Consider the following 14483-nt stretch of genomic DNA (forward strand, 5'->3'; position numbering starts at 1 on the left):
GCCTGAGCATCCAACTAACGTTCGGCCCGCCCGTTTACCAAGGCGAGTGCTCTACCACTGAGCTAAGGAGGCCGGGTAAATCAGGGTGCCAGCCTAGCCGCTCACTCCTCGCCTTCGATGATGCGCGTGGAGCGCACCGACCGCGGCGACGTACGCCTTCCGGGGCGGCGGCCGGGGAACGGAATCCGGTCGGCGATGTTGCTCAACGGGTTGACCACCATGGTGAGCCCGATGACGGCGTCCTGCAGGGTGGCAATCGCCGGCTCCAGCGCTTCCATCCCGGGGGTCAGCCGCGCCAGCGTGTCGGCGACGTCGGCGAGCTGGTCCAGCGGACCGCGCTTGGCCGTCAGCTTGTCGATCAGCCCGCCCTCGGAAAGCAGCCGGTCCGCCAGACCGTCCTCCGACAACACCCGCTCGACCAACCCGTCCTCGTCGAGCAGCTGGTCGGCCAGCCCGCCGGGTTGCAGGGCGCGCTGCAGCGCGCCGCCCTCGGCGGTCAGCCGGTCGAGCACGCCGCCCTCCGACGTCAGCATGTCCACCACCCCGCCCGGGCGTAGGAGTCGGTCGAGCGGCCCGTCGGGCGCCACGGCGCGACCCAGCGGCGCGTCATCGTCGAGCAGCCGGGCCAACCGGTTGGCGCGGGTGATCGCGTCGTCCAGCCCGAACATGGAGGCCATCGCGTTGGTCCTGGCGTCACTGCCCGCCTCGCCCAGCGCGCGCTTCGCCACGCCCACCGCCGCGGCGGCGACGGTCAAGCTCGCGTCGGCGGCGGCGAGCCCGGCTCGCGCGGGGGCGGTCGCAAGCGACACGATGTCTTTGGCGAAGTTCATGCCATCAGAGTCTATTCGCGACACGGCAGGTAAATCCGCATCATTCCAAGGTCATGCGATGATTCCTGGCAGACTGTTAGCAGACGACTGGCACCGAGCTTTCAGGAATCGCACAATAATCGGAAAGGCAACGTTCAAACAAAGGGACGGAATTACCTCATGACAGCGCCAACCTCAATCGAAACCAAACCGGAGGCTCGCGTACTCGTAGTCGACGACGAGGCCAACATCGTCGAACTGCTCTCAGTCAGCCTCAAGTTCCAGGGGTTTGAGGTCTACACCGCAACCAACGGGGCCCAGGCGCTGGATCGCGCCCGTGACGCGCGGCCCGACGCGGTGATCCTCGACGTGATGATGCCCGGCATGGACGGCTTCGGGGTGCTGCGCCGGCTGCGCGCCGACGGCATCGACGCCCCGGCGCTGTTTTTGACCGCCCGCGACTCCCTGCAGGACAAGATCGCCGGCCTGACGCTGGGCGGCGACGACTACGTGACCAAACCGTTCAGCCTCGAGGAGGTCGTCGCCCGGCTGCGGGTCATCCTGCGGCGCGCCGGCAAGGGCGGGGCCGAGCCTCGCAACGCCCGGCTGAGCTTCGCCGACATCGAGCTCGACGAGGAGACCCACGAGGTGTGGAAGGCCGGCGAACCGGTGTCGCTGTCGCCGACCGAGTTCACCCTGCTGCGCTACTTTGTGATCAACGCGGGCACCGTGCTGAGCAAGCCGAAGATCCTCGACCACGTCTGGCGCTACGACTTCGGGGGCGACGTCAACGTTGTGGAGTCCTACGTGTCGTATCTGCGGCGCAAGATCGACACCGGGGAGAAGCGGCTACTGCACACCCTGCGAGGGGTCGGCTATGTCCTGCGGGAGCCGCGCTAAGAGCGGAGGCGAAGAATAAGAGGATGGCCGACAAGGTTCGACGCGGGGTGCCGTTGCGGGTGGGTCTGGTGGCCGCCACCCTGCTGTTGGTGGGCTGCGGGCTGGCCGTCTCGGGGTTCGCCGTCACCTCGATCCTGCGTCACGTCCTGATCGGCCGGATCGACCAGACGCTGCTCGAGGCCTCCCGCGGCTGGGCGCAGGCCCCGCGGCGCCAATCGCCGCCCCCGTACGAAGGGCCCGACCCGGGACGGCCGCCGTCGAAGTTCTACGTGCGGGGCATCGGCACCGACGGCACCCCGTTCACCGCCATCAACGACCGCAACGCCGAACCGGCGCTGCCGCCCGACAACGACGTGGGCCCGAGCCCGACGACGCTGCCCTCGATCAACGGCTCCGACATTCAATGGCGCGCGGTGTCGGTGCGCGGACCGCACGGCCTGACGACGGTCGCGATCGACCTGTCCGACGTCCAGCACACCCTGAGCTCCCTGGGCTGGCTGCAGTTCGGCATCGGGGTCGCGGTGCTGGTGGTCGTCGGGATCGCCAGTTTCGCCGTGGTGCACCGCAGCCTGCGCCCGCTCGTCGAGGTCGAGCACACCGCCGCGGCGATCGCCGCCGGCCAGCGGGATCGCCTTGTTCCGGAGCGTGATCCCCGAACCGAGGTGGGCCGACTTTCGTTGGCGCTCAACGGGATGCTCACCCAGATACAGCAGGCGCTGGCGTCCTCGGAGTCGTCGGCTGAGAAAGCCCGCCGCTCCGAGGACCGGATGCGACGGTTCATCACCGACGCCAGCCACGAACTGCGCACGCCGCTGACGACCATCCGCGGCTTCGCGGAACTGTATCGGCAGGGCGCGGCCCGCGACGTGCCCATGCTGTTGTCGCGAATCGAAAACGAAGCCAGCCGGATGGGCCTGCTGGTGGACGACTTGCTGCTGTTGGCCCGGCTGGACGTGCAACGACCGCTCGAACGCCACCGGGTCGACCTGCTGGCGTTGGCCAGCGACGCCGTCCACGACGCGCAGGCGATCGACCCCACGCGCACCATCACCATGGAGGTCCTCGACGGCCCCGGCACCCCGGAAGTGCTCGGCGACGAACCCCGGATTCGCCAGGTGCTCAGCAACCTGGTCGCCAACGCCCTGCAGCACACCCCGGACAGCGCCGATGTCACGGTTCGCGTCGGCACCGAGGGCAACGACGCGGTGCTGGAAGTGGCCGACAAGGGTCCCGGCATGAGTCAGCAGGACGCGTCGCGGGTGTTCGAACGTTTCTATCGCACCGACTCGTCCCGGGCCCGGGCCAGCGGCGGCACCGGACTGGGGTTGTCCATCGTCGACTCGCTGGTGCGCGCGCACGGCGGCGACGTCACCGTGCTGACCTCACCCGGCGAGGGGTGCTGCTTCCGCGTCACGCTGCCCCGCGTCAGCGAGGTCCCCGCGCCGGCGCCGGCTCACGCCAGCTGAGCCAGCGCGGCCTTGATCTTGGCCTGGGCGTTGTCGAGCGACTCCTGTGACGGGTTGCGGTCGACGTTGGCAAAACCGAAGTCGCTCAGGCTGCGGGTGGGAAAGACGTGGACGTGCAGATGGGGCACCTCGAGGCCGGCGATGATCATCCCGGCGCGCTCGGTCTTGAACGCCTTGCACACGGCCTTGCCGATCAGCTGGCTGACCGCCATCACCCGGGCGAACACCGCACCGTCGACGTCCTGCCACTGGTCGATCTCGGCGCGCGGCACCACCAGCGTGTGGCCCTGGGTCATCGGCTCGATCGTCAGGAACGCGACGATGTCGTCGTCCTCGTAGACGAAACGGCCGGGCAGTTCGCGGTTGATGATCTTGGTGAAGATCGAAGCCATGGGCCCCAGCATATGTTCGGCCACTGATCGATGAGTTCCGCGGGTGTTGATGGTCAGTCCGGAAAGGACCCACAACGAAGGAACGAGATTTCGTCATGTCACAGGTGCGAGTGCACAACTTTTCGGTTTCCCTCGACGGTTTCGCGACGGGCATCGGACAAAGCCTGCACGAGCCGTTCGGGCACGCGGGCGGCCGGCTACACGAATGGTTTTTCGCCACCCGCACGTTCCGCGCGATGCACGGAGAGGCGGGCGGGACCACGGGCATCGACGACGCCCTGGCCGGCATGTGGGCGCCGGGCATCGGCGCCGAAATCATGGGACGCGGCAAGTTCGGGCCGCAGCGCGGCCCGTGGAGCGGCCAAGCGGGTCGTGCGGAGTGGAATGGCTGGTGGGGCGCCGAGCCGCCGTTTCACACCCCGGTCTTCGTGCTGACCCACCATCCACGACCCTCGATCGAGATGGCTGGCGGCACCACCTTCCACTTCATCGACGCCGGCCCCGTCGAATCCCTCGCGTTGGCACGAAAGGCCGCCGGACACAGCGACATTCGCCTCGGCGGTGGACCGTCGACCGTTCGTCGATTCCTCGCCGCTGACCTCGTCGACCATCTGCACATCACAGTGGTACCGATCGTCCTGGGGCGCGGCGAGCGATTGTGGGACGGATTGGAGGGCCTCGAGCAGCGATTCGCGGTGGAATCGGTGAGCAGCCCCAGCGGCGTCACGCATCAGATCTTCACGCGCCGCTAGCCAACTGCCGACCGGTGTGCCACGCCGTCTCGAAGCCGAATCGTTAGTCCAGCGTTGCGGATTCGTTCTGTGACCTCGGGAAAATCACTGTACGCAATTCACGGGAGGAGACCTCTGTGCGGTTTCCCGTGGCATTGCTGACCGCGTGCGCCGTGTCCCTTGCCCCCGCCCTTGTCTCGGGCGCCGACGCGCGGGCCGCCGACGCGTGGGGGCCGTTCGCACCGCCCAACCCGTTCATGGCGCCGCTGGGCCTCGCGTCGTTGCACAACGACGCCGAATCATCCGACGCCGGGCCGCTTCCCGGGCCCGGCGCACACCTCAACGCGATCTTCGGCTACCCGCTGCTGGCGGCCTGCCCGACGATCATGCAGGGCACCGACGGCCTGGTGTTGGCCCTGTGCACCAGCGACCTCACGCAGACCCCGACGATCTTCCTGATCGATCCCGGCGGCCGCGTCCCAGTCTTCGTCCCGCTGGCCAAACTTCAAGTCGCCAAGGGCAGCCTGCTCGGCGGCGTCTACGCCTACCTGGACAACAACAACCAGGTGGTGATGATCGACGGGACCAACCACCTGCTGCGCATCGCGCACGCCAAAGGGGGGCCGCTGGGCTGCTGGAAGCTGATCGTCACCGAGTCCACCGACCTGTCTGGAGCGATACCGGCCGGCGACAACTCGGTGGGCCTGGTTCCCGACTATGCGGGCAACGTCTGGTTCGCCACCGGTAGCGGCGTCGTGGGTGTGGCCAAGACGGGCGGCGGCGTCGCCACTGTGCAGCTGCCCGCGGGAGAACAGGTGGCCAACAGCATCTCGTCGGCGCCGAGCGGTCGCGTCGCGGTGGCCACCACTTTCGCCCTCTACGAGCTGAACCTCGACATCGCCGGCAACCCCCAAACCCTTTGGCGGTCCGCCTATGACCGCGGCCCCGCCCGCAAGCCGGGGCAGCTCAGCTGGGGGACCGGCTCCACGCCCGTCTACTTCGGCCCCGTGACGGGCGCCGATTACCTGACCATCGTCGACAACGCCAGCCCCCAGGTGCACGCGCTGATCTACCAGTCCGGTACGGGCCAATTGATCTGCCAGCAAACGGTTTTGACTCAGGGCGGCCCGGGCAGCGAAAACGCGCCGATCGGGCTCGGCAACTCGGTGTTCGTGTCCAGCACCTACGGCTACCCCTACCCCGCGGTCCCTGCGGGCGCCCCTCCGGCCGTTCCCGCGACGGCGCCGTTCGTCGGCGGCATGACCAGGGTGGACGTCGACAATCCGGGCTGTCATACCGTGTGGGAGAACAAGGTTCGCAGCGCCGCGCTGCCGCACCTGTCCGCCGCCGACGGCCTGCTCTACACCATCACCCGGATCGGGGTCGACCGCACCACGCCGCTCGACCTGTTCGCCTACGGCGTCGTCGACGCCGGCAACGGGGCGCTGCTGTGGCAGCAGCCGAAATCGGCCACCATCCTCAGCGATCCGCTGCAGACCCCGACCATGGTGCTGACGGACCATCGGGCCATGCAGGGCAACCTCACCGGGCTCGGCCTCATCGGCTGAGCGGGCCTCACCCCTCCTGGCCGAACTCCATCATGTCGAGGTTCCAGTAGCCGCGCATGTTGGTGATCAGGCCCGCGTCGTTGACCTTGTAGGTGAACACCCCGCGCACCGTGCTGGTGACGCCGCCCTCAAACCTGCTGCGCAGCACCAGGATGTGCGCGATCTCGTCGGGCGAGCTCGACGGGAACGTCTCCTCGCAGGTGATGGTGAGCTGGTTGGCCGCGATGTTGGTGTCGTAGAAGGCCGCGACGCCCTCCTTGCCCCGCACCCCGGTGCCGTCGGGATTGGTGACGGACTTGCCGATCGGGTCCTCGACGACGACGTCGTCGGCCATCAGCGCCAGCCAGCCCTCGCGGTCGTGCGCTTGCACGCAACGCCACGAGGATTGCGAGGCGGTCAGCGCGGGGGAGGCCTGCGCGGTTTCGGTCATTTCTCTCTCCTCTATCTCTAGATCGCGCACGCGGCGCGTGCGCCCTCCTCGGTGGCCTTGCGGATGAGTCCCAGCCCGGTGCAGTCGCCGGCCGCGTGCACCTCGGAGCCGGGCAGGGCCGCGACCAGGCTGTCGAACAGGCGGGTGTCCGGTTGAACCGTCCCCGCGACGACGACGCTGTCGGCGGGCAGCTCGCGAGGCGCGCCGCCGGCCGGCGTAAACACCACGTCGCGCGCGGTGATCCGGTCGACGGCCGCGCGGACGTGCACCGTGACGCCGAGCCGATCGAGACGATCCATGTGCTCGGTCTTGCGTTTGTTACCCACCTCGGGGGCGATGTCCTTGCCCGGCTCGAGGATTGACACCTGTCGGCCCCGGCTCGCCAGAAACTCGGCAAGTTCGAGGGCGACCAGGTCGCCGCCGATGATCGCGACGCGCCGGCCGATCGGCATCCAGGCCCGGGTCGCGAGCCGGAACGCGGCGGGACGTACCAGTCGCTGCCGCCAGCCGGCGAACAACTCGCGCAGCGCGGGACCGGTGCGCACGTGGGGCAGGTCGGCACCCGGGATGGCAGGCACCGCGACGTGGCCGCCGGTGGCCACCACCACCGCGTCGGGTGCGGATCGGGCGATGTCGGCGGCCGAAACGCGCTGCCCTAAATGGACTTTCGCCGTGCTGAGCTTGATCTCGTCAAGCAGGTAGTGCAGGAACGGCTGGTTTTCCGGGTGCAGCACCGCCGCCCAGCGCAAGGCCCCGCCGAGTTGGCCGCTGCGCTCGAAAAGCGTGACGCGGTGGCCGCGCTCGGCCGCCACGCGGGCGGCCTCCAGCCCGGCCGGTCCGCCGCCTACCACCACCACCCGCTTGGCCCGGCCGGCGCGGCGGGCGGCCAGTTCGCGCTCCTTGCCGGCGCGGGGGTTGACCGCGCAGTCGACGGAAAAGCGTTGTTCCATTGCGTCGATGCAGTTTTCGCAGGAGATGCACTTGCGCACCCGGCGCGCCTGGCCGGACCGCAGCTTGCGGGGCAGCTCGGGGTCGGCCAGCAGCGGCCGTCCCATCGCGACGAAATCGGCGCGGCCCTCGGCCAGGATCCGCTCGGCCGCGACCGGGTCATGGATGCGGCCGACGACTATCACCGGCACGTCGACCACCTGTTTGACCGCGGCCGCCGCGCCGACATTGACCCCGTCGCCGTCGTCGGCGCCGTTGACCATTCCCGTGACCAGCCGGTCGATCACCCCGCCGCTGACATGGAACGCGCTGACCCCGGCGGCCACGAGTTCGGGTGCCAGCCGCGCGGTTTCGTAGCTGGGTCGCCCGCCCGCGACCCGCTCGTAACCGGAGATGCGCAGCGTGATCGGTAGGGCGTCGCCGACCTCGGAGCGAATCGCGGCCAGCGTCTCCACCACCACTCGCGCCCGGCCGCGCGCCGAGTCACCCCGGTAGTCGTCGGTGCGCCGATTTCGTTGGGGAGCAAGGAAAGACCCCAGCAGCATGTAGCCGTGCGCGGCGTGCAGCTCGATGCCGTCGTAGCCCGCCTCGGCGGCGCGGCGCACCGCGGCCTTGAACTGGTCGAACACCTCGCACAGCTGACGCTTGCTGATCTCGGCCGACGGACGCCCGGTGAGGTAGGACGGAATCACCGACGGCCCCAGGGAGGTGACGCCGAACATCTCCGGCCCCAGGCCGTCGGGCCCGGCGTGCACGATCTGCGGCTGGATCTTGGCGCCGTGTTCGTGCACCACCTCGACCAACGCCCGGTGCGCGTCCACCGCCTCGTCGGTCGCCAGGTGGAGGCCACCGGGCGTCTCGGGGTGATGGTGGTCGACGCCGGTGGCGCCGACCGTGATCAGGCCGACGCCACCCTCGGCGCGGGCGGCGAAATAGTCGCGGGTGCGCGCCGACGGCAGCCCGTCGGGGGTGCCGTACATCGTCTCCATCGGAGACATGACCACCCGGTTGCGCACCGTCATGGCGCCGATTCGTCCCGGCGCCAGCAGGTGTGGGAAGCCGGTGCTCACCGGCGCGGCTGCGGTGGACTTACCGATCGGCGTCGGTGTAGCGGATGACGCCGCGAATGTTCTTGCCGTCCAGCATGTCCTGGTAGCCGTCGTTAATCTGCTCGAGCTTGTACTGGCGGGTGATCATGTCGTCCAGGTTGAGCTTGCCGGCCTTGTACATCGACAGCAGCTGCGGGATGTCGTACTGCGGGTTGCCGCCGCCGAAGATGGTGCCCTGCAGGTTCTTCTGCATCAGGGTCAGCATCGCCAGGTTCAGCGTCACGTTGGTGTCCAGCAGGCTGCCGATGGCGGTCAGCACGCAGGTGCCGCCCTTCTGGGTGATGTTCAGGTAATTGTCGATGTCGGCGCCGTGCAGCTCGCCGACCGTGACCACCACCTTGTGGGCCATCAGGCCGTAGGTGACCTCGGCCATGCCGGCCATCGCGGCCATGATGTCGGGGTAGACGTGCGTGGCGCCGAACTTCAGGGCCTGGTCGCGCTTCCACTCCACCGGGTCGATCGCGAAGATGTAGCGCGCACCCGCGTTGACGGCACCCTGCAGCGCGGCCATGCCGACGCCGCCGACGCCGACGATAGCGACGTCTTGACCCGGCCGGATGTCGGCGGTGCGGACCGCCGAACCGTAGCCGGTGGTGACGCCGCAGCCGACCAGGGCGGCCACCTCGAACGGCACCGACGGGTCGATCTTCACCACCGAGCTGCGGTGCACGACCATGTACGGCGAGAAGGTGCCCAGCAGCGTCATGGGAAAGACGTTTTGGCCGCGGGCCTGGATGCGGAACGTGCCGTCGGACACCGCGGCACCGCCCAGCAACCCGGCGCCCAGGTCGCACAGGTTGCGCAGGCCGGCCTGACAGGTCGGGCAGGACCCGCAGGACGGGATGAACGACAGCACCACGTGGTCGCCGGGGGCGATGTCTTCGACGCCGGGCCCGACCTCGGTGACGATGCCGGCGCCCTCGTGGCCGCCGAGCACCGGGAAGCCCGCCATCGGGATACCGCCGGTGACCAGGTGGTGGTCGGAGTGGCACATGCCGGCCGCTTCCATCTGGATCTTGACCTCATGCGCTTGCGGGTCGCCGATCTCGATTTCCTCGATGGACCACGGCTGGTTGAACTCCCAGATCAGAGCGCCTTTTGTCTTCACGTTGGACCTGACCCCATTTCGCCTTTGAAGTGAGACTGCCCGACCCGTCTTGCCCGGCAGCAGTGGTGACGAGTGCCACAGGGCACCCCTGTCGCGCCAGCATAGCGCGTACAACAAATCAAATGCTTGGTTGGGTACACACCGCTCACCAGATCGGGACGGGCGCCTGCCCGAGCGGGTAGTAGCCCGGCAGCTTCTCGCCGGCGATGCTGCGTTGGATCCGGTTCTGCATGCCGGCGGACAGGTCGCCGGACTCGATGAGGTTCGCGAACATCTTCGCGACGTGACCGAAGTCGAAGAAGTCCCGCTGCCACTCGATGAGCAGGTCGTCGTCGAGGCGGAACCAGCTGCCGCCGATGCCGTAGATCTCGTCCTGGGTGCCGTCGGTCTTGTTGACGATCTGCTTCCAGAAGCCGACGATCTCGCCCTGCTTCTCGTCGATGAGCACCTTCTGGTACTCGTACACCCAGTTCTCCAGGCCCTCCATCTCCAGACCGAGGGCGATGTCGCGGATCTCGTCGACGCCGACGCACATCACGTCTTCCTTAGGGCCGATGTTCCAGCCGTAGGTGGCGTCTTTGGTGTAGAAGTCGGCCAGCGGTTTCCAGTCACCGGCCTTTTCGCAGTCCTTGTTGGCCTGCAGCCAGCGGTCGACCCATGCTTCGAGATCCGCGCGTGAACCTGACGCCTTGAAATTCATGGGTCAGCCTTCTTTCTCTTTGATGAACAGTGCTTGCGTAGGGCACATCGCGACCGCGCGCTCGACCTCATCGCGGGCGTCTTCGGGCGGTTCGGGGTCGAGGATCTCGACCTTGCCCCGTTTGGGCACCCGGAAGTAATCCGGCGCCTCCAGCTCGCACATGGCGTGGCCCTGACACAAATCCAGATCGGCCTCGACCCTGAATCCGCCCATCGGTTTCCACTCCTTACCCGTTGCGCTTGCGGTAGCGCACCTTGGCCGGCCGGGCGAGCTGGACAACCATCTTGGAGTGGTCGTTGTGGTAGCTGTCGGCCGGCTGGGCCATCTCGAACCGGTACTCGCGCAATAGAACCGAGAAGATGGCCTTGATCTGCATCTGGGCGAAAGCGGCCCCCACGCAGCGGTGTCGGCCGGCGCCGAACGGGATCCAGGTCCACCGGTTGACGATGTCGGCCTGCTCGGGCTTGTTGTAGCGATCGGGCTTGAAGGCGTCCGGATCGGGAAAGTCCTCGGGAATCCGGTTCGAAATCGCCGGGGACGCCGCCACATAGTCTCCGGCATGGATCGGGAAGCCCTCGACCTCGAACTCGCCCTTGGCGACCCGCATCAGGATGATCAGCGGCGGATGCAATCGCAGTGTTTCCTTGACCACGTTGTCCAGCTTCGGAATCGAGCGCAGCGCATGGAAACTCACCGCCTGGCCGTCGGCGTAGAGTTCCTCGAGCTCGGTGAGCACCTCGGCGTAAACATCGGGGTGGCGGATCAGCTCGATCAACGTCCACGCCGACGTGCCCGAACTGGTGTGGTGCCCCGCGAACATCAGCGAGATGAACATCCCGGTGACCTCGTCGGCGGAGAAGCGCGGCCTGCCGTCCTCGTCCTTGATCGAGACCAGCACGTCGAGCATGTCGCGGTCGGCCTTGTCCTTCGGCGGATTGGCCAGCCGCTGGTCCATGATCTCTTGCACCACCGCAACGAGTTTCACGCGTGCTTCATCACGACGCTGGAAGCTCTCGATCGGCAGGTAGGGGTCGACATAGCACAGCGGGTCGGTGCCGCGTTCCAGCTCGTGGTAGTACTCGGCGAACCGGTGGTCGAGCTGCTCCCGGAACTTCAGCCCGATCAGGCAGGCCGTCGAGGTGTAGATGGTCAGCTCGGCGAAGAAGTCGAGCAGCTCGATCTCGCCCTCGTCGCCCCAGTTGGCGATCATCTTTTTGACTTCGCCCTCGATGGTGGCGGCGTGGCCCTTCATCTGCTCGCCCCGCAGCGCCGAGTTGTGCAGCATCTCCTTGCGCCGCTCGGGGCTGGCATCGAACACCACGCCCTTGCCGAAGATCGGCGTCATGAACGGGTACGCCTCGGCCTGATCGAGGTCCTCGTCGGCGGAACGGAAGAAGAATTCGTTGGCGCCCGCGCCGGAGAGCAGGATCACGTGCTTGTCGACCAGCTGGAACCAGCCGACATCTCCGCATTCATCGCGGACGCGCTTCATCAAACCGATGGGGTCGGTGCGGAACTCCTCGAGGTGGCCGTGCTCTTCTTCGCCGCCGGAAACCCGCGGCACGATGGCGGTTGTCATGAGTCCAATGCCTTTTCGTCGAGTGCGAGCTTCTGGCGATCTTTCTTGTCGGCCAACGGGGCTTCGGGCTGCAGCTCCATGTTCGCGATGAAGCCACCGCGCGGGGTCTCGGCGACGAACGTGATGGCCCGCGCCAAATCCGCCGCCCGCAGGAAGTAGTCGTGGCGGGCCTGGCCCCACTTGGCCCAGTCTTCGAGTGCGGGGCCGACCTTCTCGGCCGGCAGGCTCCAGCCCATCGATGTCTTCGTCGGGCCGGGGTGCACGATCGAGGCCCGCACGCCGGTGCCCTCGAGCTCCATCTGGAAGTTGGTGACCATCGCGACGAGCGCGGCTTTGGCCGCGCCGTAGGCGCCCATGTGCGGCCGCTGGCGCAGGGCCACGTCGGAGCCGACGAAGATCAAATCGCCGCGCTGCCGCTCCAGCATGCCGGGCAGCACGGCGGCGGCCAGCCGGTTGGCGCCGACGAGGTGGATCTGCAGCTGCGACTCGAACTCGTCGGTGGTGATCTCGGCCAGTTTGCCGAAGTACGTGTCGCCCGCGCCGGCCACCAGCACCTCGATGTCGCCCAGCGCGTCGACAGACTGTGCGACAAAGGATTTCACCGAATTCGGGTCGGTGACGTCCAGGTGGAATCCGACCGCCTCGCCGCCTTCGGCGTTGATCTTGCCGACGATGTCGTTGAGCTTCTCCACCCGGCGGGCGCCCAGCGCGACCGGGAAGCCGTGCGCCGCGAGCTCGATGGCGGTGGCCTCTCCGATGCCGGACGAGGCGCCGGCCACGATCGCCGGCCGGCGTTCGGGCAACGGGTCAAAGCGGGGCATTCAGCGGACCTCCACGCTCATGGGTAGGTGAGCGAATCCGCGGACATTGCTGGAGTGGACGCGGACGGCGTTGGCCTCGTCCACCTGATATCCGCGGATTCGCTTGAACAACTCGCTCAGCGCGACCCGGGCCTCCATCCGCGCCAGGTGCGCGCCCAGGCAGAAGTGTGCGCCGCTACCGAAACTCAATAGCTTGGGCCCGATTTCGCGCCCGATCACATAGTCGTCCGGGTTGTCGAAGACCCGCTCGTCGCGATGGCCCGAACCGGGCAGCAGCAGCAGGACGTCGCCCTCGGGGATCGTGGTGCCGTAGAGAGTGAGTTCCCCGGCCACGGTGCGGGCCAGGATCTGGCTCGAGGTGTCGTAGCGCAGGGTCTCCTCGACCCACGGTGGCACCCGGGACAGGTCGGCGTAGACCGGGGCCAGCTGATCGGGGTTTCGGTGCCCCCAAAACGCCGCGTTGGCAAGCAGTTTGGTGGTGGTCTCGTTGCCGGCGATCACCATCAGGAACATGAAGCCGAGCACCTCGTCGTCGGTGAGCCGGTCGCCGTCGATCTCGGCCTCCAGCAGCGCCGACGTCAGGTCATCGGTCAGCATCTTGCGCCGCTCGGCCACCATCCCCTGGTAGTAGACGATCAGGTTGAGGGACGCCTCGACCGCCTCCGGTGGCACGTCGGTGACGCCCTCGGCGCGGTGCATCACGCCGTCGGCCCAGGCCCGGACCTGGACCCGATCCGGCTCGGGGACGCCCATCAACTCGGAGATGACGTCCATGGGCAGCTTGCCGGCGAACTCGTCGACGTAGTCGACCGTGCCGTCCGCCGAAGACCGGGCCTTGTCCAGCATCGTGTCGAGGTGCTGGGTCGCGATCTCGGTGACACGGGGTTCCAGCTCCCGAATCCGCCTGGGGGTGAACCCTTTCGAGACCAACGTCCGCAGCCGCAGGTGGGCGGGATCGTCCATCGCCAGGAATGACATCGTCTTGGACGCGTGCGGGCCGCGCGACGCGGGATCCAGCGAGACGCCGTACTTGTTGGACAGCGTCGTGCTGTTGCGGAAGCCTTGGAGCACATCCTGGTGCCGCGACAGCGCCCAGAACTTCAACTCGTCGTTGCGATACAGCGGCGCCTCGTCGCGCAGCCGCTGGTAATACGGATACGGATCCTCGTGGAAGTCGTAGTCGTAGGGATCCAGGACCAGCTCGTGGTCGCCGACGTGCACGGTCATCTAAGTACCTGTCTCCTCGCTGGCGGCGCCCAAGATGAGTCCCGCCACGTCGCCAAGGCGGTCGGCTATCTCGCGGTAGGTGAGCTGCCCGCTGGCGGCCTGCACCAGGGCGCCGAAAAACGCCATCTCGAGCGCGGATACGGTGGCCGCGTCGGCGCCCGGACCGATCGCCGAGGCGATGCGGCGGTGAATTTCCGCCCCAATTCGGTCGCGTGCCGCACACACGGCGGGATCGGTCCCGCCCCCCAGCAGCGCCGCCGTGCACGCCGCGCCGACCTCGGGTTCGTCGGCGACCACCAGCGCCAGATGGCGCAATACCTTGTCCACGCGGGTGGGCATGGGGTCGTTCACGTCGGTGAAGTAGGGGACCTGCCGCACCAGGTCGAGGTAGACCTCGGCGATCAGATGGTTCTTCGACGAGAAGTAGGTGTACGCGGTGGCCGGGGCCACTTTGGCGCGGGCCGCCACCGCGCGCACCGTCAGGTCGGCGTATGACTTCTCGCGCAGGGTTTCTATGCCGGCCGCGAGGACCTTGCGGAAGGTCTCCTCCTGGCGGCGGTTGCGCAAAGTCGCTCCGGCCTGACGGTCGGCGTGGGATGCGATCGTAACCGGTGCATCGCTGGACACATGTCCAAGCTATCGGATGTCGGCGACGGGAAGCAAGACTGGTTTGCAAATACCCAGCTTAATCGGGT

15 protein-coding genes are annotated in these 14483 nt (G+C 67.7%); 4 read left to right on the plus strand and 11 right to left on the minus strand.

All coding sequences use genetic code 11. The features are described 5' to 3' along the window. Positions 1 to 101: 101 nt before the first annotated feature. Positions 102 to 830, minus strand: coding sequence for a hypothetical protein (locus MTAB308_RS19670; RefSeq protein ID WP_066916135.1), 729 nt, complete (start codon positions 828 to 830; stop codon positions 102 to 104). Between the two features lie 159 nt (positions 831 to 989). Here MTAB308_RS19670 and phoP point away from each other — a divergent pair, with 159 nt between their 5' ends. Continuing rightward, complete coding sequence (gene phoP, locus MTAB308_RS19675) at positions 990 to 1709, plus strand: two-component system response regulator PhoP (RefSeq protein WP_077101399.1); 720 nt, start codon at positions 990 to 992, stop codon at positions 1707 to 1709. A 23-nt stretch (positions 1710 to 1732) separates the two neighbouring features. Continuing rightward, positions 1733 to 3175, plus strand: coding sequence for a sensor histidine kinase (locus MTAB308_RS19680; protein ID WP_066916131.1), 1443 nt, complete (start codon positions 1733 to 1735; stop codon positions 3173 to 3175). Here MTAB308_RS19680 and MTAB308_RS19685 read toward each other — a convergent pair. Next, entirely contained in the window at positions 3163 to 3567 is a 405-nt protein-coding gene (locus tag MTAB308_RS19685) for an HIT family protein (protein WP_066916215.1), read from the minus strand. The genes MTAB308_RS19680 and MTAB308_RS19685 overlap by 13 nt on opposite strands. A 95-nt stretch (positions 3568 to 3662) precedes the next feature. On the opposite strand from MTAB308_RS19685, the gene MTAB308_RS19690 reads away from it, so the two are divergent. Continuing rightward, the gene (locus tag MTAB308_RS19690) at positions 3663 to 4319 is read left to right on the plus strand and encodes a dihydrofolate reductase family protein (RefSeq protein WP_077101401.1); all 657 of its coding nucleotides are present in this window, start codon (positions 3663 to 3665) and stop codon (positions 4317 to 4319) included. A gap of 116 nt (positions 4320 to 4435) precedes the next feature. Then, complete coding sequence (locus MTAB308_RS19695; RefSeq protein WP_077101403.1) at positions 4436 to 5866, plus strand: hypothetical protein; 1431 nt, start codon at positions 4436 to 4438, stop codon at positions 5864 to 5866. 7 nt (positions 5867 to 5873) lie between these two features. Here MTAB308_RS19695 and MTAB308_RS19700 read toward each other — a convergent pair whose 3' ends face one another. The 9 genes from MTAB308_RS19700 to MTAB308_RS19740 all read right to left on the minus strand — a co-directional run bounded on the left by MTAB308_RS19700 (position 5874) and on the right by MTAB308_RS19740 (position 14415). Then, positions 5874 to 6296, minus strand: coding sequence for a ketosteroid isomerase family protein (locus MTAB308_RS19700; protein ID WP_077101405.1), 423 nt, complete (start codon positions 6294 to 6296; stop codon positions 5874 to 5876). A gap of 17 nt (positions 6297 to 6313) precedes the next feature. After that, positions 6314 to 8314 (minus strand): NAD(P)/FAD-dependent oxidoreductase, encoded by a 2001-nt coding sequence (locus tag MTAB308_RS19705; RefSeq protein WP_077101407.1) that lies wholly within the window; start codon positions 8312 to 8314, stop codon positions 6314 to 6316. A 19-nt stretch (positions 8315 to 8333) separates the two neighbouring features. After that, positions 8334 to 9461, minus strand: a complete 1128-nt coding sequence (locus MTAB308_RS19710; protein WP_066916122.1) for an NDMA-dependent alcohol dehydrogenase — start codon at positions 9459 to 9461, stop codon at positions 8334 to 8336. A gap of 145 nt (positions 9462 to 9606) precedes the next feature. Next, a complete protein-coding gene (locus MTAB308_RS19715) occupies positions 9607 to 10161 on the minus strand; it encodes a nuclear transport factor 2-like protein (protein ID WP_077101409.1) in 555 nt (184 codons plus the stop codon). Positions 10162 to 10164: 3 nt separating this feature from the next. Beyond that, positions 10165 to 10374 (minus strand): ferredoxin, encoded by a 210-nt coding sequence (locus MTAB308_RS19720; RefSeq protein ID WP_077101411.1) that lies wholly within the window; start codon positions 10372 to 10374, stop codon positions 10165 to 10167. A gap of 13 nt (positions 10375 to 10387) precedes the next feature. Further along, positions 10388 to 11740 (minus strand): cytochrome P450, encoded by a 1353-nt coding sequence (locus MTAB308_RS19725; protein ID WP_066916116.1) that lies wholly within the window; start codon positions 11738 to 11740, stop codon positions 10388 to 10390. Further along, on the minus strand, positions 11737 to 12561 hold the full coding sequence (locus MTAB308_RS19730) for an SDR family oxidoreductase (protein ID WP_066916114.1): 825 nt from the start codon (positions 12559 to 12561) through the stop codon (positions 11737 to 11739). The genes MTAB308_RS19725 and MTAB308_RS19730 overlap by 4 nt, the downstream gene beginning before the upstream one ends. Further along, positions 12562 to 13788, minus strand: coding sequence for a cytochrome P450 (locus tag MTAB308_RS19735; RefSeq protein WP_077101413.1), 1227 nt, complete (start codon positions 13786 to 13788; stop codon positions 12562 to 12564). Then, a complete protein-coding gene (locus tag MTAB308_RS19740; protein ID WP_066916110.1) occupies positions 13789 to 14415 on the minus strand; it encodes a TetR/AcrR family transcriptional regulator in 627 nt (208 codons plus the stop codon). Positions 14416 to 14483: the final 68 nt, after the last annotated feature.

The organism is Mycobacterium terramassiliense (assembly GCF_900157385.1).
In the GTDB taxonomy this organism is placed as follows: Bacteria; Actinomycetota; Actinomycetes; order Mycobacteriales; family Mycobacteriaceae; genus Mycobacterium; species Mycobacterium terramassiliense.